Origin of the sequence: Sulfurimonas sp. (assembly GCF_023228785.1) — a bacterium.
In the GTDB taxonomy this organism is placed as follows: Bacteria; Campylobacterota; Campylobacteria; order Campylobacterales; family Sulfurimonadaceae; genus Sulfurimonas.
Window position 1 is genome coordinate 1 of the sequence record NZ_JALOAN010000019.1, and the last position, 23269, is coordinate 23269.

Below are 23269 nucleotides of genomic sequence, written 5' to 3' on the forward strand. Positions count from 1 at the left end.
ATGAGACGCTAAATGAAATAAAAATGAGAGAGATAAAGCTCGCTAGGGTTATAAAACACCTAGCATCTTCATAAGTTCTTCAGGTCTGTTTGAGTTTTTGATTGCGTTTTCTTTTGTTATAACTTTCTTGTGTAGCAGTTCTAAGAGCTGTTGGGTTTGCGTGGTCATATGAGTCTCTTTTTGATTTAGTTGCATTTGTGAGTATAACTGATGCACTTTATCTTCTCGTATGAGGTTTTGTACAGCTGGATTTGTTATAAGAATCTCTTGAGTTGCAACCTTTCCTCCGCCTACTCTTGGTATAAGAGTTTGAGAGATTACAGCAACCAAAGAGGATGATAGTTGTGCTCTGATTTGAGCTTGCGCCTCTCCATCAAAAACATCTATGATACGGTTTATCGTTCCTGGCGCTGAGTTAGTATGAAGAGTTCCAAAAACTAAGTGACCAGTCTCTGCAGCAGTTAGTGCTGCACCTATAGTCTCTGCATCTCTCATCTCACCGATTAGGATAACATCTGGATCTTGTCTTAGAGAGTACTTTAGTGCTGTAGCAAAAGAAGCTGTATCGTTTCCTACATCTCTTTGAGAAAAAAGAGATTTTATGTTTTTATGAACAAACTCAACTGGATCTTCGATGGTTATAATATGTCTTCGCTCAGTAAGGTTGATCTCATGAAGCATTGAAGCTAAAGTAGTTGATTTACCACTACCAGTAGGACCTGTTACTAAGATAAGTCCTTTTTCTCTTTTTATAAGCTCTTTAAATATTGGAGGGTTTCCATACTCATCAAGTGTTGGAATATCTATAGGGATCATACGAAAAGCACAAGCTATCCCGCCCATGGTACGATAGTAATTTGCACGAAAACGACCTATTCCTTCAAGTTCAAAAGAGAAATCAAGTTCATTTGTATCTTCAAATACCTTTTTTTGTTTGTCTTCTATAAGTGAGTAAGACATCTCTTCGATATCTTTTGAGTTTAAAACTGCTAAGTTTAGAGGACGAAGTTCTTTGTCAATCCTAATCTGCGGTTCACTTCCAACAACGAGGTGCAGATCACTAGATCCATAAGCTAAAACACTCTTTAGTAGTTTTTTTATATCTACTACTTTTTTTACTTCCCCACTCATCTAAAACTCCTTTTTCTACTCTATTATCTTTGGAACTATAAAGAAGTTATCATCACTTTGTGGTGAATTTTTGAGTATATCTTCGTTTATGTTTTTATCACAACTTGGAGTATCTTCTCTTGTATATGTTCCTTTATCACTCATAGCAAAACTATCATCAATGCCATCAGTATTTAACTCACTTAAGTTGTCAACAAAGCTTACAATCTCAGATAACTGAGATACAACTTCTTCTCGTTTGTCTTGTGACACCTTTAAAAAGGATAGTTTTTCTAGTTTGGTTAATAGTGCATCATTTACTTGCATTTGTCGCCTTGATTATATAATTTTACAAGATTGTAACAAAAGATATCTATGTGTTTGATGAAACTTTAACAAACTATGCGATATTATTTTGGACTTATAAAATAATGTAGCAATAAAGGAATATCTTTGAGTCTAAAAAATGATATTGACATGGTAAAAGAAAAGTTAAATTCTGAAGAAAAGTTTTTTGAAAAAGCTGTAATGACTGAGAAGTTTGTTAAAAAATATAAAAAATTTCTTATTGGAGCTCTCGTAGCTATTGTTGTGGTAGTTGCTGCAAATATAGTTTATGATATCAATAAAGAGTCTGAAATTAAAGAGGTAAATAAAGCCTTAGCTATTTTAAGTGAAGATGCCGAGAATTCTGAAGCACTCTCTACTATAAAAAGTATCTCTACAGATCTATACGATGCTTGGATATACTCAAAGGCAGTTGTAAAAAAAGATATGTTAAGCATGAAAAAACTAACAAACTCATCATCTACGATGATAGCAGATCTAGCTAGTTATGAGCTTGCACAAGATGCTAAAGATGCTAAACTTCTTGACGCATACGCTTTGAGAAAAGATGCAGTTTATAAAGATTTAGCTTTAGTTCAAAGTGCTATTGTTTATATGAGTAATTCGGAGATAGAAAAAGCTCACGAGAGATTAGCTCAGATCTCATCTGAATCATCTTTAAGAAATGTTGCTAACGCACTTATGCACTATGGAGTGAAATAAAGTTTTGAAAAAATTACTACTACTACTTAGTATCTCCATATCTTTTGTTTTTCTAGGGTGTAGCTCTAAAAAAGTTTTTGAGCCAAAAGATGTAAAAGATGACTGGGCTTATTATGGAAAAGCAAATAGCAAGATCGCCAGTGTAGCATCCAATGCCGCTATGCTTGAGACTAGAGAAGTGCTTTTGCAAGATAGACTCTTGGATGTTAAGATAGATGAGTCATATAGACTCTTAGGAAGTAGTGATGGTTGGGTTTTAAGCTCAACTATAGATGGGCAATTAAAGATTGATTTTATAGCAGATGAAACATTGACAAAGAAGTTTAATCTCAAAAAAACTATAGCAGCTGCGAGTATAAAAGATGATATCTTGGCTGTTTTATTTGCTAACAACGATATGGCTCTATACTCCATCTCACAAAACTCTCTTTTAGTTCAAGTTCAAGGTACACCATCAATAGCGGTAGATGATAGAATTGTAAATCCATACTTTATGAATGATCTAGTTCTTTTTTTAACGCTTGATGGCAAGATAGTTATCGTAAACTCTGAGTCAAAAAAGAAACTAAGAACAACTATAGTATCTACTGATGATAATTTTAACAATGTTATCTACTTTAATGTAGTCGATAACAAACTAATAGCAGCAACTTCAACAAAAATCCTCTCAATGGCTGCTAAAGAGGTCAGGGTAAGTTATGAGATGCGTGATATCGTTCATCTTGAAAAAGAGATCTTTATCACTACAAAAGAGGGTGAAGTTATATCTTTGACGCCAGACTTGCAACTTATTGCAAAGATTAAATTTCCATTTGCTCACTTTTTAGGACTTATTATCCATAATGACAAGTTGTATATACTTGAAAAACAAGGCTATCTCATAGAAGTCTCAAGAGATCTACAAACTCATACTATCTATGAAGTTGATATAGAAGATGGTTTTGTTTTTGAAGCAGACAAACTCTTCTATGTAAAAGATGAATACATCTCACTTGAGTAATGAGTTAGAAGCTTTTTTGGAGTACATTAGTGTTACAAAAGCACTAAGCCAAAAGAGCGTTGAAGCTTATATGAGTGACCTTATCTCCATAGAAGAAGAACTTAAAAAACCTCTTATAAACCTCGATACAAAAAACATCCTCTTTTTTTTAACAAAATACACAAACAAAAGAACACTTAACCGAAAACTCTCCTCCATAAATGCTTTTTTTGATTTTTGTTATAAAAGTCATTTTAGTGAGCAAAAAACAAAACAGAAGTTTGCAAAGATCCCAAAACTACTACCAAAGTTTCTCTCATATGAAGAGATCCAAAGCTCACTAAAACTAATAGATAAGAGTTCATGGTTAGGTTTAAGAGACTATGCTCTTTTAATGTTTTTGTACGCTTCTGGTGCTAGGATTAGTGAGTGTTTAGCATTAGAACTTCAAGATTTAGAAGATGGTTGGCTTCGTATTAGTCACGCTAAGGGAGAAAAAGAACGCATAGTTCCAATTGCAAAAATAGCTATAAAGGCTATAAATGAGTACATAAAAGAGAGACCAAAAGATACTCAAAAAGTATGGATAAACTACAAGCTAGATCCACTTAGTAGAATCTCAGCATATAAGATAACGCAAAAGTACCTAGGAGTCTCGCCTCATGTTTTAAGACACTCATATGCAACCGCACTTATTAGTGGTGGTGCAGATCTAAGAGTTGTTCAAGAACTTCTAGGTCACTCATCACTTTTGACTACTCAGATCTATACACACATACAAAAGCAAGATCTCAAAAATACAGTGGAAGTTTGTCATCCTTTAGCCTAATGTAGTGTTTAATATCTATCTCATAGCATAATAGATATAATTTTAATTCTTATTTTTTAAGCAAAAAAGAGATGCTTTATATAGTTTTTATTTAGATATTTATGATTTTTATATTTGAATTTTCAAATAGTTTTAGTTATTTAGTTTGGTTTATGTTATTTTGGAGTTTTTGTATATGATAAAAAAATTAATCCCTTTTATTGTTGTTATTGTTCTTGTTGTACTCATTGTTAGCGTATTTTTGCTCCTTGCATCTAAAAATCAAATGATAGTTATAAAAGAAAACAACCTACAAAAGCTTCCATATGAACTTGTTGTTAACAAGTATCAAGATAGTGATTGTGGGATGGTTATTGATGACTTAAGAGATGTTTCACAAGTTATCTCCCCTAGTGGTAAAACTTGGTTTTTTCACGACCATGGCGGTTTTGTAAAATGGCTTGACGATAAACCATTTAGAGATGAAGCAGTTATTTGGGTTATGAGTAGGGACAGTAAAAGGTATATAGATGCGAGTCTTGCCTTTTACTCACTTACTGATGAGACTCCTATGGGTTATGGATTTGGAGCTTATGAAAAAAAAGCAAATGGTCGCGTAGATTTTGATACAATGCGACTAAGAATGCTAAGAGGCGAGACTCTTAACAATCCTCACATTAGAAAAAAACTCTTAGGAAAATAACTAGAAATTATGGAAACAGTAAATATTTTAACCATTATTAGTATAGCGTTTCTTGGCTCATTTGGGCATTGTATTGGTATGTGTGGAGGGATAGTCTTAGCATATTCTACTATAAAGATAGAGCCAGAGAGCTCTAAGATCTCACAAAGTTTTGCACATCTTCTCTACTCTTTTGGTAGAGTTTTTACTTACTCTATCTTAGGGGCTATGTTTGGGGCACTTGGTGGGGTTATTACTTTTTCAAACAATGCAAATGGAGCTTTGCTAGTATTTGCTGGAATTGCCATGATACTAGCAGGTTTATCTTTGATGGGTAAGATTAAGTTTTTAACTCTTATAGAACACTCTTTTTCTTCATCATCTCTTTATAAAAATGCTTTTAAAAAAGTTCTAAACTCAAAATCAAATCTTAGTTTTTTTATCCTTGGAATGTTAAATGGGCTTCTTCCTTGTGGCTTTGTCTACTTCTTTGCCATCACAGCTGCAAGTACAGCAAGTCCACTCTATGGAGCTTTGGTTATGGCTATCTTTGGACTTAGCACCATTCCTGCAATGTTTGGTCTTGGGTTTTTAGCAACTCTGACAAGTGCCACTAGTTTTAGAAATATGATGATGAGTCTTGCTTCCATTGCGGTTATTTTATATGGCGCATACACTATTTATAATGGATATGACTATATTGCAAATCCAGAGAAATCTCTTACAGAGTGTCACACTTAAGTCAGATAAAAAATTTATCTCTGAATATTAAGTTTTTGCATATTTAAATGAGAGTAGGATTTATTTAAGGAATATGTTATGAATAAGAAATTTAATAGAGATTTTTTAAAAATATTACTTGTTATAGTCACCCCTATATTGACGCTTGTGATGCTCTTTAGTTTTTATCTTTTTGATAAGCTTATTTATGAGAAAAAGAACTTTCTTCTAGAGAAAACATACTCTATGGCTAGTATGATTTCCAATGTGGCAACTTTTGATAAAGAATATTATATAAAGCAAGATTTTAATAACAAAGCATCAAATGCAACAATCTTTCAAGTACAAAAAACTTTTAACTCAATTATTCAAGTAGATCTTGAGCTAGAGTATCTTCTTGGAGTTAAAGATGGCAAATATATAAAATTTTTAGCCTACTCAAAAGAGAAACCACCAAATATTGAGATAAATAATTTAAATATTGCAACTCCTATGAGAAATGCTTTAGAGCAAAAGAGTGGTGTTGGTGTTGAATACGACTATAAAGGTCAAAAAACACTCGCATCATATACGCCTATAAAAGGAACAAACTGGGGGCTTGTGGTAGAACAACCATATAGTCTTCACATGAAACCTCTTTATCAAACAGCCATTATGAGTACTCTGGCAATAATCTCTTTTATAATCTTTTTGTACTTTATTTTAAAGAGATACGAATTTAAAAAAATAAGACTTATAGAGCAGAGTGAACATAGATTTCAGCAACTTGTAGAGAGTAGTGATGACCTTGTTTGGGAGATAGATGAACAGGCTATTTATACATATGTTAGCCCACAATCTGAGAAAATAATTGGGTTTGAACCAAGCGAAATTATAGGTAAAAAACCTTTTGACTTTATGAATAAAGATGAAGCAAAAAGAGTTTCTAAAGAATTTTTTGAACTCTCAAGCAAAAGAGAAAAAATAGTAAACCTTGAGCACACTCTTTTACACAAAAATGGCAAAGATGTGCATATATTGACAAGAGGATCTCCATTTTGTGATGAAAAAGGAAATCTACTTGGTTATAGAGGGATAGATAGAGATATTACTCTTATGAAAATAAAGCTCCAAGAGATAGAACATCTTGCTTTTTATGACACACTAACAGGTCTTGCAAACCGACAAAATGTTTATGAAAAAATCTCACAAGAGATAAACTATGCAAAAAGAAATAACACCGAGTCAGCACTTCTTTTTGTTGACTTAGATGACTTTAAGATTATTAACGACACACAAGGACACGATCATGGAGATGAAGTTTTAAAGAGTGTGGCAAATAGACTCTTAAACTCTATCAGAAGTTTTGATGTAGCAGGACGAATTGGCGGAGATGAGTTTGTTGTTTTAGTAAGAGGACAAGATAAAAGAGAAGATAATTTTGTTCACTTTGATGCTCTTATTGAGAGAATTTTACAAGAGATAAATAAACCAATTATTGTAAAAGAGTACAAACATCAAGTGCGAGCTAGTATTGGTGTGGCAATAATTCCTAGAGATGGGAATAATCTTGAAGAGATCTTAAAATGTGCCGACAGAGCTATGTATGAAGCGAAGAAACTAGGTAAAAACCGCGTAGTGTTTCATAAAAACTGATATAATAAATCTAAAAAAAGGCTCCTTAATATGAATATGCAAAACAAGAGAAAAACTAAATGAGTAAAGTTGTAACTGTTATAGATACCTTTGGTTTTTTCTTTCGTAGTTTTTATGCACTTCCACAACACTTAAAGAACAAAGATGGCTTTCCTACAGGACTTTTAACAGGTTTTACGAACTTCATATCAACACTTCAAAAGCAACACGATAGTGACTATTTGATCTTTGCCATCGACAGCAAAGGCGACACTTTTAGAAATGAAATAGATCCAAACTATAAAGCAAATCGCCAAGCTCCACCAGAAGAGCTAACAATGCAACTCCCAATTGCCATAGACTGGATAGACAAGATGGGCTATAAAACACTAGGATATAGTGGTTTTGAAGCAGATGATATCATCGCTACAGTTGTAAAATATGCAAGAGAGAAAGACTACATAGTTCGCATAGTTTCGCATGACAAAGATCTCTATCAACTCATAGATGATGGAAGAGTTGTTGTCGTAGATGCAATTAAGAAAAAAGTTATGGATGAAGAGGCTTGTTTTGATAAGTATGGTGTCTCGCCAAAGCAGTTTATAGATTACCAATCCATCTTAGGCGATAGTGCTGATAATGTTCCGGGAGTAAAAGGCATTGGAAAAGTTGGGGCTGAAAAACTTTTAAAAGAGTTTGGATCTCTTGAGACTATCTATGAGAATGTTCATCTTGTAAATGGAGCGAACCAAAAAAAACTTATAGAGTCAAAAGAGAGTGCTTTTATGTCAAAAGAGCTAGTTTCTCTTCGTGATGATGTCCTAGATGCACTTGACTTTGAAGAGTATAAGATGGATATAGAACATCCATTTTTAAACATATATGATGAGCTTGTAAAGTATGAACAAAATGCCATAATAAGATCTCTAAAAGCTAAAGATATACTAACAGATGAGATAGAACAAAAAGCAGATGAAAAGTTAGCAAAAGAGAAAAAAGAGAGTAAAAAACTCGATTTTTTTGCTACGCTTATAACAGATCCACAAGAGTTAAAAAGTGTTTTAAAGTCTATTACACCGCAAACTATAGTGGCTTTTGATACTGAGACAACTGGACTAGATCATGAAAAAGATTTTATTGTAGGTTTTAGCTTTTCATTTAATGACAAAGAGGCTTTTTATGTTCCTTTTGCTCACTCTTACTTAGGCGTTCCTGAGCAAGTTAGCGAACAAGATGCAGCAGATGCAATAAAGCAGATCTTTAAGAGTAAAGTAGTTGGTCATAACATCAAGTTTGATCTGCACTTTATCTCTAAGCTCTTAAATGAAGATAGATTTGAAGTCTATGCAGACAGTATGATCCTCGCGTGGCTAATAAACCCAGAGAGTGCTTTAAGCCTCGATAAACTCTCAGATAAACTTCTTGGTCACACAATGGTAACATTTAAAGAGAGTGTAAAAAAAGGCGAGACTTTTGTCTCAGTTGAACTAGGAGATGCAACTATCTATGCTGCTGAAGATGCATTTATAACTCTAAAACTTTTTCATCTCTTTAACCAGAGCCTAAAACTTCAAGATGCCGAGCATCTTATAGCTGAGTCTATGGAAGTTGAAGTTCCTTTTATAACAACACTTCTACACATGGAACAAGCTGGGATCAGAGTTGATGGTTCATTTTTAGAAGAGTTTTTAGTTGAGATAAAAGAGATGTTAACAAGGCTTACAAAAGACATTTACTCTCAAGCTGGAAGTGAGTTTAACATTAACTCTCCAAAGCAGTTGGGCGTTATACTTTTTGAACATTTGGGACTACCAACTGGTAAAAAAACAAAAACAGGCTACTCAACTGATGAAAAAGTTCTAAGTTCACTAAAAGATGCACATGAGATCATTGCAATGCTCTTAGAATATAGAGAGGTTTATAAACTCTTCTCAACCTACATAGAGCCACTCTTAAAACTAAGTAAAGAGCATGAAGATAGCAGAGTTCACACCTCTTTTGTTCAGACTGGAACTGCCACAGGAAGACTAAGCTCAAAAAACCCAAACCTTCAAAATATACCAGCTAGAAGTCAGTTAGGGCTTAGAATCAGAGAGGCTTTTGTGGCATCTAGTGGAAACAAACTCATAGGCATTGACTACTCTCAAATAGAGCTTAGACTACTAGCTCACTTCTCACAAGACAAGGTCTTAGTAGATGCTTTTAAAGATGACAAAGATATTCACTACCAAACAGCAGTTGTGCTCTTTGGCGAAGATGAAGCTAAGGGTAAAAGAAGCGTTGCAAAGACTGTAAACTTTGGACTTCTATATGGTATGGGACAGAAAAAACTCTCAGATACTCTAGGTATTACAACTAAAGAAGCAAAAGAGATCATAGAGAAGTATTTTGAGTCATTCCCTACAGTAAAGAGCTACTTTAGAAGCATAGTAGATCTCTCAAAAACTCAAGGTTATGTTGAGACACTTCTTGGCAGAAGACGCTACTTTGACTATGAGAGTGCAACTCCAATGTTTAAAGCTGCATATGAGAGAGAATCAGTAAACAGCGTCTTTCAAGGAAGTGCAGCAGACATTATAAAACTTGCAATGAACAAGATAGCAAAAGTTATAAGAGATGAAAAACTTGAAGCTAGAATGCTACTGCAGATCCATGATGAGCTTATCTTTGAAGTAAAAGAGAGTGAGGCGGAAGTTTTAGCTAAGAGATTTCAAGAAATCATGCAAGATGTTTATGAGTTAAGAATTCCATTAAAAGCCGATGTAAATATCGGTAATAACTGGGGCGAGCTTAAATAAGTAATCTTGTTTTTAGAAATGGCGATTTAAAAGCCTAAAATGCGAAGCTGAAGCATCGCTTCCAAAAAACTTCACAACTCTTTGCGGAACCGCGAATTTATTCGGGGCTTTTAGGCTTTACTGTAGCACTAGCCCCTAAACACTGTGCGAAATTCCATTGACTTGCATTCCTAAAATTCGCGGTTCCAAAAAATTCTTATACTTATTTTTTATCTCTTGTAGTCTTATATATAAAACTAAAAACCTCTGCTACTGCTTTGTATAGTGCTTCTGGGACTTCTTTGTCTAGCTCTACTTTAGAGAGTAGCTCTATGAGATCTTCGTCTTTTTGTATGGGGAGATTGTGAAGCTGTGCTATTTTTATGATGTTGTTTGCAACTTCGCCTTCGCCTTTTGCTGTAACCCTAGGAGCTGACTCTTTATTGGTGTCGTATCTAAGTGCTGCTGCTTTTTTTCTCATGCTTTTATCTCAAAACCTATGTTTATACTTTGTACGCTTGCCTCATAAACATTGGTAGGTACTTTTTTTGTAGCGTCTTGAATGCGGATCTCTCTTGGTGTAATGTTAGAGCCAATTAGTGCAGATCTAAGTGAGGGAATATTCTCTTTTACTAACTCTTTTAACTCTTGATTATCTGAGAGGATCTTTATATTTAGTTGGTTTTCTTCATATAAAACAAGCTTTAGGTTTAACTCTCCAAAGTTTACAAGATTTAGTGAGATATCGCAGTAGAACTTATCATCCACATCTTTTTTAAGCTCAATTTGTCCATCTTTTAACTCTTGCCAAGAAAAAGGAAGATATAAAGATGAGGAGTTTGAGAGGTGTGAGATGAGTTGATAATAGTCTATTTGAAGGGCTAACTTATCTATGTTTTTTAATATCTCCGCTTGGTTTGGACTGCTTGACTTTAATACTTCTTCTTTAGTTTGAAGCAAAAGCGACTTTAAGTCATTTGCAACGATCTCTTTTACATTTTGGGCAGATTGTAGTTTTAGTGGAGTGTCTAGTGCATTTAGTTTTGTGATCTCGCTCTTTACTTCTTTTGAAAAAAGTACATCAATTTTTTTTGGATCTGCTAGCTTTGGATCTACTTCTTTTATGTTTGATTCTAAAGTTTGTAAGATCTTCTCAACTCCTCGTGATAGAAGAGTAAGTAGTTGTTTGTTGTCAGCTTGAGGTTGGAGTAGGGCTTGATTTGTTGCGTTTTTAAGTATTGGGGATTCTAGAAGAGTTTGTATGTGTTTTGTTAGTGACTTTACTTCATAGACTGAACTTTTATCTACTAAGGCTTGGAGTTTTGTGAGTGTATTTTTAAGTTCAAGTTGTGGATTTTGAGCATTTTTTAGGCGAGACTCTAAAAAGACTCCTGAGTTTGTAAGTTTTGCTTTTACATCTTTTTCATTTAAATTTTTAATATCTACTAAAAAACTTTTTAACACTTTTTGAAGAGGAAGTGCTTTTTCATCTGACTTTATAGAGGAGAGTAGATCTTTGATGCTAGAGGAGACATTCCCTAGATTTTTTAGAGTTGGGTTTTGTTTTAGTAGTTGAAGTAAAGTCTTGTCAGATGCACTACTTTGTGAACTTTGTTTTAAAAGTGAGTTTAAAACTGACTTTAGATCTTTGCCAGAACTTAGTGCTTCAAGCTCTTTAGGAGTTGCATTTTTAAGCACTTCTCTTAGGGCTTTGTTGGTGCTTGGTAGGATAATATCTAATTTTGTATTTGTAGTGATATTTAGCATAAATTAGTATATCAGATAAATACGTAAAATATCAATACTCAAATAATTTTGCTGTGATATAATTGCTTTATCATGCTAGAACAATATAAAAATGCCATAGAAAAAAGCAATATCATCTCCAAAACTGACACAGAGGGCATCATAACTTTTGTTAATGATGAGTTTTGTAAGATCTCAGGATATACAAAAGAACAACTCATAGGTTTTAACCACAATATTGTAAGACATCCAGATGTAGAACAAGAAAAGTTTGAAGATCTATGGAGGACAATAAAGTCTAAAAAAGTCTATAAAAATACAGTAAAAAACCGTGCAAAAGATGGATCTACTTTTTATGTTAATACAACAGTAATTCCAATTTTAGACCATAAAGAAGAGATAGTAGAGTTCATAGCTATTCGCTACGATGTCACAAAAGAGGTATTTTACAAAGAAGAACTTCTAAAAAAAGAGAAGCAACTTCAAGATCTAAATGAGACGCTTGAGCTTAGAGTTCATAGAAAAACTAAAGAGCTTGAAGAGTTAAATGAGACATTGGAAAAACGCATAAAAGAAGAAGTAAACAAAAATGAGCAGAAGCAAAAAGTGATGTTTTTACAATCTCGCCAAGCTTCACTCGGTCAGATGATAGCTAACATTGCTCATCAATGGAGACAACCACTCACAGAGCTTAACCTAACTCTCTTTAGTATGAAAAAAGCGGCTCAAAATAGTGATGAAGCTAAACTTATAGAGTTTTACGATGAGAGTAAAAACATTTTAAAAAATATGTCCGAGACCATAGAAGACTTTACAAACTTTTTTAATCCACAAAAAGAAAAACATCTATTTTTTGTAAATGAAAGCATAGAAGAGGCTCTTAGTCTTTTAGATAAGATGATAGTAGAGAATATGATAAGTGTTAAAGTGAAACTTGAAAAAATAGAAGTGCTTGGTATCCAAAATGAGCTAACGCAAGTCATAATCAACCTTATAAAAAATGCTAAAGATGCTTTTATAACTAAGGCAATTCTTATACGAGAAATAAGCATTACACTAACAAAGGAAGATGGTTTTGCTCATATAGAGATCCAAGATAATGCAGGTGGGATCCAAAAAGAGAATATTGAGAATATTTTTGAGCCTTACTTTACAACTAAACATCAAAGTAGCGGAACAGGTTTGGGGCTTTTTATGTCAAAGATGATTTGTCAAAAAGGTCTTGATGGAGATCTTGATGTTAGTAGTAAAAAAGGTGTAACAACTTTTAGTATAAAGATCCCCCTAGTAAAGAGTAAGATATGAAAGATAAGTCACTAAAGAGTTTAAGAGTCCTTTTTGTAGAAGATGAAGAGAATATTGCAAGGCTTTTAAAAGAAGCAATAGGCGACAGTTTTTACAGTTTTACTATAGCAAAAGATGGCAGAGATGGCTTAGAAATGTTTGAGAAGATCTCGCCAGATATAGTTATTACAGATATAAATATGCCAAACATGAATGGCTTAGAGATGGCTAATGAGATAAAAAAAATAAATCAAAATATACCAATTATAATATTAAGTGCTTTTAGTGATAAAGAGAAATTTTTAGGTGCCATAGATACTGGTGTCGCAAAATACTTTTTAAAGCCTTACGAGCCAGATGAGATACTTAGCTATATAAGTTCCATAGCCGATGAATTGGGTAGTAAAACAGTAGAACTTTGTGAAGGTTTTAGCTACAACAAAACCACTCACGCTCTTTACAAAGACTTTAGATATGTCTCACTTTCTAAAAATGAAAACAAGTTCTTAAAACTCTTAGTAGAAAATGAAAATAGCATTATAGATGATGAGACAATAAAGATAAGTGTTTGGGATGAGAGTGTGAGTGATGAGAGGCTTAGAACTTTTGTGCGTAGATTAAGAGCTAAAACCTCAAAAACGCTCATTATAAATATAAAAGGGGTAGGGTATAAGCTTAGGTTTTTCTCTTAAAAAATCTCTTCTATATAAAACCTGCCGTTTTTCTCATTTATCACAAGATCCACACCAAATGTTTTTGAAATATTCTCACTTGTTAGGATTTCTTCTTTTAGACCGCTTTTATAGATGGTGTTGTTGTAAATTAGTGCTATGTGACTTATCTCATCGAAGATCTCTTCTATGTGGTGTGTAACTAAGATGATGGAGTGATTTTTAGAGAGTTTTCTTAAGAGTTTTATAAAGTTTATCTGTGCTTTTATGTCTAGTCCTACTGTTGGCTCATCTAATATAAAAGCTTTTGGATTGTGTATCAACGCTCTTGCTATTATGCACCGTCTTAGTTCACCTGTGGACATCTGACTTACTTTTTTGTCTTTTAGGTGAAGTATTTCAAGCTCTTTTAGAGTCTCTAAGACTTTTTTTTGTTGTTCTTCGCAAAAACTTTGATGCTTGAATGTTCCGATGGAGCTATAATATCCACTTAAAACCACATCGTAAGCACTTAAGTGCCCACCTGAGTGCAAGAAATAGTTGTGCAGATCATTTGTAATGATGCCAAGCTTCTCTTTTAGCTCAAAGATGGAGTAGCGACTCTTTGAAAAAACCTCTTTTTTATGCTTATGAGATCTGCGAGGATGCAATTCTGACATGATGAGTTTTAAAAGTGTAGATTTGCCAGATCCATTAGATCCTAAAATAGCCCAGTTTTCTCCCTCTTTTATCTTAAGATCTACTGCTTTTAGTACATCCCCATCATCATATCCAGCATAGATGTTTTCAAAGTCAATTATAAACATTAACGAAATTTTACTCTATCAATGTTGGGCTTGTAAGTTGGATCTTCTCCTGCAACAGTCCAGAGTTTTTTAGCCATTGCACTTATGGCATGTGAAAAATCTTCCTCTATTGGCTCAATAAAGTCAACATCACTAAAGTGCTCTAGTAAGAGAGCTTTTTCATAAGCAAAACCTGAGGCTGTTGGATCTAGCTTTATAGTTTTGTCTGTTTGCAAACTTGCTAAGATCCAGATGGCTAAAAACTCCTCTGAGAACTTGCTGAGTATATTGTCTGAGAACTCTTCAAAGTTGCTATATCCGCTTAGCTCATAAAAGTCGATGATAAGGTCTAGAGTTTCGTAGAGATGTACAAAAGGAACCATGGAAAAAAGCATTCGCCCAACACTTTTTCCAGTTGTGTGAACTGCACCTATAAAGATCCTAGCTCCGCCATCTGTGTCGCCAAAGTTGTTTGTTTTTAACCCAACAAGCCCGATGTCAGTGTGTCTATGTCGTCCACAACCTTTTATACAACCAGAAAAACCAACTGTTATGCCATGCTTTGCTATGCGAGAGAGTGGAATGTACTTTGTCTCATCTTTGATGCTCCAAAAAGAGTAGGGGCAAAGGCTTCCTGCACAGGCTATGATGGTAGAGCTCTCTTTAGGAGATGCAAATGGAGTTGATGGCTCTTTTAGTCCTAAAAGGTAGATATTTTGATCTATGCCTATTCTCATCTCTACACTATTTTTACTTGCAAAGTCTGCTAGATCTCTTATCTCTTTTACACTAAGTCTTGCAAAGTCAGTCTGGTAACAGTAAGAAAATGTTCCATCTTTTAACTCTTCATGTGGTAAGAAGACACGCTTCTTTAGTACAATCTCTCCGCCGCTGTTAAAAGGTTTGCCATACTCTTTTTGGATGTGAGCTTTAAGAGCGTCAAGACCAATCTCTTCTATGAGATAGAAGAGGCGAGTTCTAGATCTTGTAAAGCGAGATCCATGAAGATAAAAAGCCTCTACAAAGGCTTTAAAAAAGTCAAAAACTTCACCCTCAAGCAGAAATATACCTGCATCCTCGGCTATCTCTGTATTTTTTCCGCCCATATAGACATTAAACCCATATACGTCATCTTTTTTTGCAAGTGCAAAGTAGAGATCGTTTGCAAAAAACGAGGTAACGCTAGCACTATTTCCACTTATGCCAATGGAGACACGACGAGGTAACATTCCAACATAGCGTGGATTTTTTACTATATATTCTTGCATCTTCTCAACTATAGGGTAGACCTCTATAACGCTGTAAGATCCACAACCATCATAGACATCGCTTACAATGTTACGGATGTTGTCGCCTATGCTTTGCCAAGTTGTAAGCCCGTGGGAGTTCATTTTCTTCCAAATAGCTAAGACATCATCAGCTTCGAGATCGTGAAGTTGTAGTCCAGCTCTTGCAGTTGTTATAAGAGTTAGATCGTACTCCTCAACCACATCGGCAATATGGCAAAACTGCTCAGTAGTGATCCTACCAGCAGGAACTCGAAGTCTCATAGTAAACTCATCTTCTAAAAAGTCAGTAGTAAAGATCCCAAAGTCTTGGAGGAAAAATCTATCGCCCTCGGCTAGGTTTTCAAAGTCTAGATCTTCAAACTCTTTAAAGTACTCTATGGGTTTGAGTCTCGCTTTGTATCTCTCTCGCTTATTTAGTTTTTGTACTTCTTTTTGGCTTTGCATAAAAATCTACTCCATAAGATAATGTGTCTTCATTTTATCTAATAACTAATATAAAAAGCTTGATATGGATTAACGCCAGATGATATTTAACTCATCTAAGAGTTGTGATTTGTCAAAAGTTGTAGTTGGAGCTTGAAGGTTTGCGATGTTTGTTTCGGTATCTAAAAAACTTTGAATGTAGTAGTTGTTTTTATAACCTCTTCTTTTTAAGTCTTGTATGATGTTGTTTATATCATCTTCGCTTAAAAGGTCGCTATGAAGTGTTGTTCTAGCTTCAAAGTCAAAATCTCTATCTAAAAGAAGATCAAGTGTTTTAGAAAACTCTTCGTACTTGTTTGAGTGTGTGATTTGCGTAAATTTCTCTTTTGGAGCTTTATAATCAAGTGCAACAAAGTCCAGTAGACCTAGATCTATGAGTTTTTTTATTTGCTTATAGTCTGTGCCATTTGTGTCTAGTTTTATTTTAAAACCAAGATCCTTTATGGCAATACAGAACTCTTCTAAGTCATGCATAGTTGCTTCTCCGCCAGAGAGAACCACAGCTTCAAGTAGACCTACACGACTCTTTAAAAACTCTAGTACATCCACAAATGTGTGGCTTCCCTCTTTTGCAAAAACAATATCTTTGTTATAACAATAGTCGCATCTCATGTTGCAACCACTTAGCCAAACGATGCAGGCTAAATGATCTGGATAGTCAAGATGTGTGAACTTTGTTATATCATATACAGCTCTAGTGTTCAGTGAATTGCTTTCTTTGTTTGTGCTCACCTGCTTTTCCTACATTGAAACTCTCTACTGGTCTATGGTAACCCATAACTCTTGTATATACTATACACTTCTGTCTCTTCTCAACTAATAACGCTAATGCTTCATTTTTACTCATAATCTTATTTCCTTCATTTGATTTTATTTCATAAAATAAAATGAAGGGAACCTTCATCTTATTTGTCGTAAAAGGAACAAGTCCCTTTTACTTTCGCTAGCCGCTATGGCACTAAAGCTTGATGCTTTTGCATCAGAGTTTTTTATCTTATTTGTCGTAAAAGGAACAAGTCTCTTTGGCTACTCTATCGCTTGGATTCCCTCGGCTCGAAGCCCTCGCAACTTGTCGCTCTCTCGTTTTGTTTACAACGCCTCGCTTCCGAGGGAGTGGATTATTTTTAGTTTCATCTCTTTTGAGATGCAATGCATACTAGATCCGACTTTACGAAACCTCAAGTTCCTCTAGTAGCAACTCATCATCACATTTTGGACAAAACTCGTGCTCTCCTGCGATATATCCATGTTTTGGACATACTGAGAAGAGTGGAGTTACCGTGATGTATGGTAGTCTAAAGTTTGAGATGACATTTTTAACTAATTTTCTGCACGCCTCAGTAGAACTGATTCTCTCTTGCATATATAGATGCAGAACTGTTCCGCCTGTATATTTACACTGCAAGTCATCTTGAAGTGTAAGTGCTTCAAATGGATCGTCTGTTAGATCTACTGGGATTTGAGATGAGTTTGTATAGTAGATATTATCACCCATTCCAGCTTGAATGATTGAGTCACCATATCTCTTCTTATCTTCTTTTGCAAATCTATAAGTAGTGCCCTCAGCAGGAGTAGCTTCAAGGTTGTAGAGATTGCCTGACTCTTCTTGAAACTCTACCATTTTATCTCTCATATGGTTTAGTAGTTTTGTTGCAAACTCTATGCCTCGCTCATCACTAACATCATAAGCATCAGATGTAAAGTTTCTTATCATCTCATTTATACCATTTACTCCTATGGTTGAGAAGTGGTTTTTAAAACCTGGCAGATATCTCTTAGTGTAAGGGAAAAGTCCTCTATCATACATCTCTTGGATAAAAACTCTCTTCTTCTCTAGCGTACTCTTAGCGTGGATCATTAGCTCATCTATTCTAGCTATAAGGGACTCTTCATCGCCTTTGTATAAAAAGCCAAGTCTAGCCATATTAAGTGTAACAACACCAATACTTCCAGTCATCTCAGCACTTCCAAAAAGACCGCCACCTCGCTTTAGTAGCTCTCTTAGATCTAGTTGGAGCCTACAACACATACTTCTAACATGACCTGGTTTGTAAGCCTCTTCATTTTCTACTAAGTTACCATCTTCATCTCTTTTATACTGAGAGCCTATGAAGTTTTGAAAGTATGAAGATCCGATCTTCGCAGTGTTTTCAAAAAGAATGTCCGTGTTTTCTCCATACCAGTCAAAATCTTCTGTAATGTTTACAGTTGGGATCGGAAATGTAAAAGGTTGTCCTGTTTTGTCGCCCTCAGTCATGATCTCATAGTAAGCTTTGTTGATCTGGTTCATCTCTGGTTGAAAGTACTTATATGTCATCTCATCAAGTGCATTACAACCTCTTTTTTTTGCCTCAGCTTCAAGTTCGCTATCTAAAAGGTTTTTAAATAGATGCAACTGTTTTGAAGTTGGAGTTTGATCTTTTAGATCTTCAGGCACTGTCCAATCAATAGTTACATTTGTAAAAGGTGACTGACCCCAACGAGCTGGAACATTTAGGTTGTAGATAAAACTTCTAACTGCTTTTTTAATCTCTTTGTATGGAAGTTTGTCACGAAATACATATGGAGCTAAGTAAGTGTCAAACGATGAAAACGCTTGAGCACCAGCCCACTCACTTTGAAGTATGCCAAGAAAGTTTGCCATCTGTCCTAGTGCTTCACGAAAATGCTTAGGTGCATCGCTCTCAACTCTTCCGCGAACTCCATTAAATCCCTCATCAAGCAGAACTCTTAAACTCCAACCAGCACAATAACCAGTCAAACAGTCTAGATCGTGGATGTGATAATCTCCATTACGATGAGCATATCCCTCTTCTTTAGAGTAGATCTTATCTAGCCAATAGTTTGCTATGACTTTACCCGCAGTGTTGTTTACAAGCCCAGCATTTGAGTAACCTGTATTTGAGTTAGCTTTTATACGCCAGTCACTCTTGTTGATATACTCTTCTATGGTTTGGGTTGAGTTTATATAAGTAGTATCTTCATCTAAAAGTGCATCTCTTTGCATCTTGTGCATATGTCTATAAAGAATGAATGAACGCATAACCTCAAAGTATCTAGCTTTGTATAGCTCTTTTTCAATAGTGTCTTGAATATCTTCAACCGCTACAGCTCTTTTACTCTTTAGTCTGTCAAGAACATTGAAAAATATAGAACTGTCGTAAATAACTCTTTCGCTCTTAAAAGCTTTTTTGATAGCATCTTCAATCTTGAAAGATAAAAATTCCGCTTGAGTACCATCTCTTTTTAAAATTGTCTCTACCATCGCCATAACTCTCCTTTGCATTTGTGAGGAGAAGTTTAGTTGAAGATGAGTTAAACACTCATAAGGAAATCTGTCACTTTTGTGTCACTAAAAGCTCTCTTTGCCTCTGCTTGGGTATAATTCACCTATGAAAGAAAAAACACAAAAGATATTAGATATTTGGCACAAGCATTTTAGTGATGAAGATAGACAATATAGTGAGTTTGAAGACTCAGATATTGAGTACTTTGTAGGTTGTATGCTCTACAATCACTTTAATTTCTCATATGCACTCGATACTATGAAGAGTATAGATCTCTCTTATGACTTCTTAAGTTCATGTGGCGATGAGTATGATGAGATAGTAGAGATTATAAAAAGCATAGAGATAGAAGACGAAGACAAGCAGCTAGAGTTTTTACAAGAGTTTATAAAAGAGTCACAAGCAAAATACAGCACTGATGCACTCTACCTTTTAAACCGTTTGGCTTTTCATGTAGATGGAGTAAAAGAGAGATCTATAACAGGGCAAAGAGTTAAAACAGCCCAGTTCGTAAATCCACTAACAAGATGAAAAAGTACCTTATAACTTCAATAGAGTTCTATACAGATACTCCAGCTATATTTAGAACTATTTTGCATGAGCAGTTTGTAAAACACCTGCCAGATCTAGCACTCTATAGAGACAAAACAAATCCAAACTATGAGATTCAAGCTGCACATTTTGTTGAGGTTTGTGGGCAGTTTGAAAATATAAAGAGCTTTATTCACCGAGATCCAAAACTAGCAAAAAAACTAGGTGCAACTGGAGTTCACTTAACTTCAACTCAAAATGAAGAGATCGAGTTTGCAAAAGAGTTAGGACTTGAAGTTATTATAAGCACGCATACAATAGAGGAGATCTTAGATGCCCAGAAAAAAGGGGCTGATATGGTTACATATAGTCCAATTTTTGCATCTCCAAATAAGGGAGAGCCAAAAGGGATAGAAGTTCTAAAGAAGCTTTTAGATCTGTGTAAGATAAAAGTCTTTGCTCTTGGTGGAATTGTAAGTCAAAAACAGATAGATCTAATAAAAGAGACAAAAGCCTATGGTTTTGCATCTATCCGCTACTTTTACTAGTACTTTAATCATAAAGTAACTATTAGTTGATATAATGATTAGAAGGCTCAAAAGTGACTTGTTTTTGAGCAAAACAAATAAAAGGAGTCAGAAATGGCTAAAGAATTATCAAAAAAAGATGTAAAAAAAGTTGTTGCTAAGGCGACTGAGAAAGCAGTAAAGAAAGAAACTATTAAGAAAAAAGATGCAAAATCAGTTGCTAAATCGGTTGCTAAAAGTGTAGCTAAGAAAAAACCAGCTGACAAAAAAGAAGCTAAGAAAATCGTAAAAAAAATTCTTAAAAAATAGTTTAATAAACTCTCTCAAGAAAGATTCCCTGCTAGATAACCACTAGCAAAAGACCATTGGAGGTTATATCCTCCACATGGACCATCAAGATTCATAACTTCTCCGCAAAAATATAATCCTTTCACAAGCTTACTCTGCATACTTTTTGGATCTATCTCTTTTAAACTAATCCCACCCCTTGTTATCATCGCTCTCTCAAATCCATCGTGACCAATAACTGTTAATGGTGTAGATGCTAGAGTCTGTATAAGCTTTTCTTTTTGTTTTCCCGAGATCTCTTTTAGTTTTGCATCTTCTTTTATAGACGCAAGAAGACAAATCTCACGAGATAAGGGATCTGGAAGTAGGGTTTTTACTATTTGTAACACACTTAAATCTGGATCCTTACTGGCTTCATCTTTTATGTGTTTTAAGATCTCGTCTTCATTCATCCCTTTTGTGAGATTTGCCAATATGGGAACTTCTTTATACTTACTTATAAGTGGTGTTATCTCTCTTGCAAAGTCTAGAACAACGGGACCTCTAATCCCTGTGTTTGTAAAGATAAGATCGCCTTTTGCTTTTAGTTTTTTATACTTTTTCATATCAACTCTAAGTTCTACTTTTGCAATGGTATCAGCACGACAATTTTTAACCCAACTCTCTTTTGTGTGGAGTGGCATCATAGCAGGATAGAGATCTGAATATGTGTGACCAAGATCTGATGCAAGGGAGTAGCCATCACCAGTTGCTCCAAGCATTGGATAACCCATTCCACCTGTTGCTAAAATGACATTTGAAGTCTTAAAACTATGCGATGAGGTCTCAACTCCACAAATAATTCCATCAGAGCTTTGTAGTTTTGTAACTTTTTGTGAGCATAAGATCTCAACTCCGAGTCTTTGCATCTCTTCTATTAGGCTTGAGATGATAGTGCTAGAGCTGTGAGAAGTTGGAAAGACTCTAAATCCATCTGGTGCGTGAGTCCGAACTCCAATATCTTTAAAAAACTCCATAAGTTTTTTGTGATCAAATACCCTTAGTGCGTCTTGCATAAAACGACCATCTCGACCAAACTTTGACATAAATTCTTGTGCTTCTTGTGTGTTTGTAAGGTTGCATCTACCTCCACCAGTTGCTTTGAGCTTTGCTCCGACTTTTGAGAGTTTTTCTAAGAGTAAAACTCTTTTGTTATCTCGTGAGGCTCTAATAGCTGCAATCATCCCAGCAGCACCAGCACCAATAACAATAAGATCATAGTGTTTTATCAAAGCAAAGCCTTTTAACTCAAGTTTTAAAAAAGCTAATTGTATAATAAATCAAGATATTAGTCGCATATAGTTAAGAACAAATGCTACAATCTCTTTTTATTTTAAAGGTTAGTTATGAGAAGTTTTATTTTGAGTCTTTTGGCTCTTTTTACTTTTAGTGGATGTTTTACAAGCTCTTTGAGTCTAAACAGTGAAAAAGAGCTCACACTAAAGTACAACACAAGCGAGTTACTTTTATCTAATAAAATTGTAAACTCAGAACTTTTAAACTTTAAAGATCTATATGTGAGCAGATACAAACTTCAAGATGAAAATGGCAGAACTATTTTTTATGAAATCGCTAAGACAAATCTGAACTTTGAGTTTAACTTTGGTGGAGTATACACTGTGATGTATATTTTTGATGACTCAAAAAAATATGAGAGTGTTTATGAAAACAACAACCTCTCACTTGTTCAAATAGAGTTAAAAGGTGCTTCATATCTAAATGTCATTATCCAAGCTAGTTCCTCTCAGAACTACACATTTGCATATGGATTCTCAAATGCTGAATTTTTACAAATTGCAAACGCACTTAAAGGGAGTTCAAAAATCAAAGAGTTAAAGTATGATGCTATAACTTTTACTCACTCAGATCCAATAAATAGCAATTGGAGTGACGAAATAGTTTTTTTTACACCACTTATTATCCCTAATAGAGCTTTAAACTCAAAGTGAAAGTCTCTAATGTCAACCGTGAGAAGTGTTACAAATGTTACCGACCAGTAAGCTCATGTATGTGTAATGAAGTTTGCATAACACAGACTAAAACAAAATTTGTTATACTTATGCATCCAAAAGAGTTTAAAAAAGTAAAAAATGGAACAGGACATTTAACTCATTTATCCCTAAAAAACTCTGAGTTGTTTGTAGATGTGGACTTTAGTGAACACAGGCGAGTTAATGAGATTATAGAGACTTATGATAGTTATATCTTATATCCATCAAAAGATGCGATAAATCTAACAAAAAAAGTTCCAGAGTCACAAAAAGATATGGCGATATTTGTTATAGATTCTACATGGAGTTGCTCTCTTAAAATGTTAAGAGAATCAAAAAATTTACAAGCTTTAAAACATATGAGTTTTGATGCAGTAAAGCTATCTCGTTTTGAGATAAAAAAGCAGCCCTCAGACTACTGTTTATCGACTATAGAGTCTGTTTTATCTGTTTTAGAGCTACTTGCTAAACATAACAAAGAAGAGATGAGTAGTAGCGACTTTGAAGAGTTTTTAAACCCTTTTAAAAAGATGATAGAGTATCAACAAAAAATAATATCTAATCCTCTTAGCAATGCTGTGAGGTTTAAGAGAAAGAAAGAGAGATAA

Annotated in this window: 24 protein-coding genes; 14 read left to right on the plus strand and 10 right to left on the minus strand. The window is 34.6% G+C overall.

Going from position 1 to position 23269, the window contains the following annotated elements:
- Positions 1-48: 48 nt before the first annotated feature.
- On the minus strand, positions 49-1131 hold the full coding sequence (locus M0Q24_RS06310; protein ID WP_295048571.1) for a type IV pilus twitching motility protein PilT: 1083 nt from the start codon (positions 1129-1131) through the stop codon (positions 49-51).
- A gap of 15 nt (positions 1132-1146) precedes the next feature.
- Positions 1147-1437 carry an Asp-tRNA(Asn)/Glu-tRNA(Gln) amidotransferase subunit GatC gene (gene gatC / locus M0Q24_RS06315; RefSeq protein ID WP_295048573.1) on the minus strand — a complete coding sequence of 97 codons (291 nt, stop codon included), beginning with the start codon at positions 1435-1437 and terminating at the stop codon, positions 1147-1149.
- A gap of 126 nt (positions 1438-1563) precedes the next feature.
- Between gatC and M0Q24_RS06320 the strand changes: the two genes are divergently transcribed.
- The 7 genes from M0Q24_RS06320 (at position 1564) to polA (ending at position 9761) form a co-directional block, all read left to right on the plus strand.
- On the plus strand, positions 1564-2160 hold the full coding sequence (locus tag M0Q24_RS06320) for a hypothetical protein (RefSeq protein WP_295048575.1): 597 nt from the start codon (positions 1564-1566) through the stop codon (positions 2158-2160).
- A gap of 4 nt (positions 2161-2164) precedes the next feature.
- Complete coding sequence (locus M0Q24_RS06325; protein ID WP_295048577.1) at positions 2165-3160, plus strand: hypothetical protein; 996 nt, start codon at positions 2165-2167, stop codon at positions 3158-3160.
- Positions 3138-3968, plus strand: a complete 831-nt coding sequence (locus M0Q24_RS06330) for a tyrosine-type recombinase/integrase (RefSeq protein WP_295048579.1) — start codon at positions 3138-3140, stop codon at positions 3966-3968. The genes M0Q24_RS06325 and M0Q24_RS06330 overlap by 23 nt, the downstream gene beginning before the upstream one ends.
- 175 nt (positions 3969-4143) lie before the next feature.
- Entirely contained in the window at positions 4144-4650 is a 507-nt protein-coding gene (locus M0Q24_RS06335; protein ID WP_295048581.1) for a hypothetical protein, read from the plus strand.
- 9 nt (positions 4651-4659) lie between these two features.
- Positions 4660-5370 (plus strand): sulfite exporter TauE/SafE family protein, encoded by a 711-nt coding sequence (locus tag M0Q24_RS06340; protein ID WP_295048582.1) that lies wholly within the window; start codon positions 4660-4662, stop codon positions 5368-5370.
- A 78-nt stretch (positions 5371-5448) separates the two neighbouring features.
- Positions 5449-6984: a diguanylate cyclase gene (locus M0Q24_RS06345; protein WP_295048583.1), complete on the plus strand. Its 1536-nt coding sequence runs from the start codon at positions 5449-5451 to the stop codon at positions 6982-6984.
- Between the two features lie 59 nt (positions 6985-7043).
- Entirely contained in the window at positions 7044-9761 is a 2718-nt protein-coding gene (gene polA / locus M0Q24_RS06350; RefSeq protein WP_295048584.1) for a DNA polymerase I, read from the plus strand.
- Positions 9762-9963: 202 nt separating this feature from the next.
- Here the strand turns inward: polA and M0Q24_RS06355 are convergent, their stop codons facing one another.
- Positions 9964-10221, minus strand: coding sequence for an EscU/YscU/HrcU family type III secretion system export apparatus switch protein (locus M0Q24_RS06355; RefSeq protein WP_295048585.1), 258 nt, complete (start codon positions 10219-10221; stop codon positions 9964-9966).
- Positions 10218-11507 (minus strand): flagellar hook-length control protein FliK, encoded by a 1290-nt coding sequence (locus tag M0Q24_RS06360; RefSeq protein ID WP_295048586.1) that lies wholly within the window; start codon positions 11505-11507, stop codon positions 10218-10220. The genes M0Q24_RS06355 and M0Q24_RS06360 overlap by 4 nt, the downstream gene beginning before the upstream one ends.
- A 72-nt stretch (positions 11508-11579) precedes the next feature.
- On the opposite strand from M0Q24_RS06360, the gene M0Q24_RS06365 reads away from it, so the two are divergent.
- Positions 11580-12791: a PAS domain-containing sensor histidine kinase gene (locus M0Q24_RS06365; RefSeq protein ID WP_295048587.1), complete on the plus strand. Its 1212-nt coding sequence runs from the start codon at positions 11580-11582 to the stop codon at positions 12789-12791.
- Positions 12788-13462 (plus strand): response regulator transcription factor, encoded by a 675-nt coding sequence (locus M0Q24_RS06370; RefSeq protein WP_295048588.1) that lies wholly within the window; start codon positions 12788-12790, stop codon positions 13460-13462. Before M0Q24_RS06365 ends, M0Q24_RS06370 begins: the two co-directional genes overlap by 4 nt.
- On the opposite strand, the gene M0Q24_RS06375 is transcribed toward M0Q24_RS06370, so the two are convergent.
- The 5 genes from M0Q24_RS06375 to M0Q24_RS06395 all read right to left on the minus strand — a co-directional run bounded on the left by M0Q24_RS06375 (position 13459) and on the right by M0Q24_RS06395 (position 19263).
- Positions 13459-14247, minus strand: a complete 789-nt coding sequence (locus M0Q24_RS06375; RefSeq protein WP_295048589.1) for an ATP-binding cassette domain-containing protein — start codon at positions 14245-14247, stop codon at positions 13459-13461. The two genes, M0Q24_RS06370 and M0Q24_RS06375, sit on opposite strands and share 4 nt — an antisense overlap.
- Positions 14247-15959 carry a nitrite/sulfite reductase gene (locus tag M0Q24_RS06380; RefSeq protein ID WP_295048590.1) on the minus strand — a complete coding sequence of 571 codons (1713 nt, stop codon included), beginning with the start codon at positions 15957-15959 and terminating at the stop codon, positions 14247-14249. Before M0Q24_RS06380 ends, M0Q24_RS06375 begins: the two co-directional genes overlap by 1 nt.
- Positions 15960-16028: 69 nt before the next feature.
- On the minus strand, positions 16029-16730 hold the full coding sequence (locus tag M0Q24_RS06385; protein ID WP_295048592.1) for an anaerobic ribonucleoside-triphosphate reductase activating protein: 702 nt from the start codon (positions 16728-16730) through the stop codon (positions 16029-16031).
- The gene (gene nrdD, locus M0Q24_RS06390; protein ID WP_295048594.1) at positions 16693-16845 is read right to left on the minus strand and encodes an anaerobic ribonucleoside-triphosphate reductase; all 153 of its coding nucleotides are present in this window, start codon (positions 16843-16845) and stop codon (positions 16693-16695) included. The genes M0Q24_RS06385 and nrdD overlap by 38 nt, the downstream gene beginning before the upstream one ends.
- 321 nt (positions 16846-17166) lie before the next feature.
- Entirely contained in the window at positions 17167-19263 is a 2097-nt protein-coding gene (locus tag M0Q24_RS06395; RefSeq protein ID WP_295048650.1) for a ribonucleoside triphosphate reductase, read from the minus strand.
- A 127-nt stretch (positions 19264-19390) separates the two neighbouring features.
- On the opposite strand from M0Q24_RS06395, the gene M0Q24_RS06400 reads away from it, so the two are divergent.
- The 3 genes from M0Q24_RS06400 to M0Q24_RS06410 all read left to right on the plus strand — a co-directional run bounded on the left by M0Q24_RS06400 (position 19391) and on the right by M0Q24_RS06410 (position 20652).
- The gene (locus M0Q24_RS06400; protein WP_295048596.1) at positions 19391-19816 is read left to right on the plus strand and encodes a hypothetical protein; all 426 of its coding nucleotides are present in this window, start codon (positions 19391-19393) and stop codon (positions 19814-19816) included.
- Entirely contained in the window at positions 19813-20364 is a 552-nt protein-coding gene (locus M0Q24_RS06405) for a thiamine phosphate synthase (protein WP_295048598.1), read from the plus strand. The genes M0Q24_RS06400 and M0Q24_RS06405 overlap by 4 nt, the downstream gene beginning before the upstream one ends.
- A gap of 93 nt (positions 20365-20457) precedes the next feature.
- Positions 20458-20652, plus strand: a complete 195-nt coding sequence (locus tag M0Q24_RS06410) for a hypothetical protein (RefSeq protein WP_295048600.1) — start codon at positions 20458-20460, stop codon at positions 20650-20652.
- A gap of 14 nt (positions 20653-20666) precedes the next feature.
- Here the strand turns inward: M0Q24_RS06410 and M0Q24_RS06415 are convergent, their stop codons facing one another.
- On the minus strand, positions 20667-21902 hold the full coding sequence (locus M0Q24_RS06415; RefSeq protein WP_295048602.1) for an NAD(P)/FAD-dependent oxidoreductase: 1236 nt from the start codon (positions 21900-21902) through the stop codon (positions 20667-20669).
- A 114-nt stretch (positions 21903-22016) separates the two neighbouring features.
- Between M0Q24_RS06415 and M0Q24_RS06420 the strand changes: the two genes are divergently transcribed.
- Together M0Q24_RS06420 and M0Q24_RS06425 are read left to right on the plus strand one after the other, a co-directional pair.
- Positions 22017-22619, plus strand: coding sequence for a hypothetical protein (locus tag M0Q24_RS06420; protein WP_295048604.1), 603 nt, complete (start codon positions 22017-22019; stop codon positions 22617-22619).
- Positions 22616-23269, plus strand: a complete 654-nt coding sequence (locus M0Q24_RS06425; RefSeq protein ID WP_295048606.1) for a tRNA-uridine aminocarboxypropyltransferase — start codon at positions 22616-22618, stop codon at positions 23267-23269. The genes M0Q24_RS06420 and M0Q24_RS06425 overlap by 4 nt, the downstream gene beginning before the upstream one ends.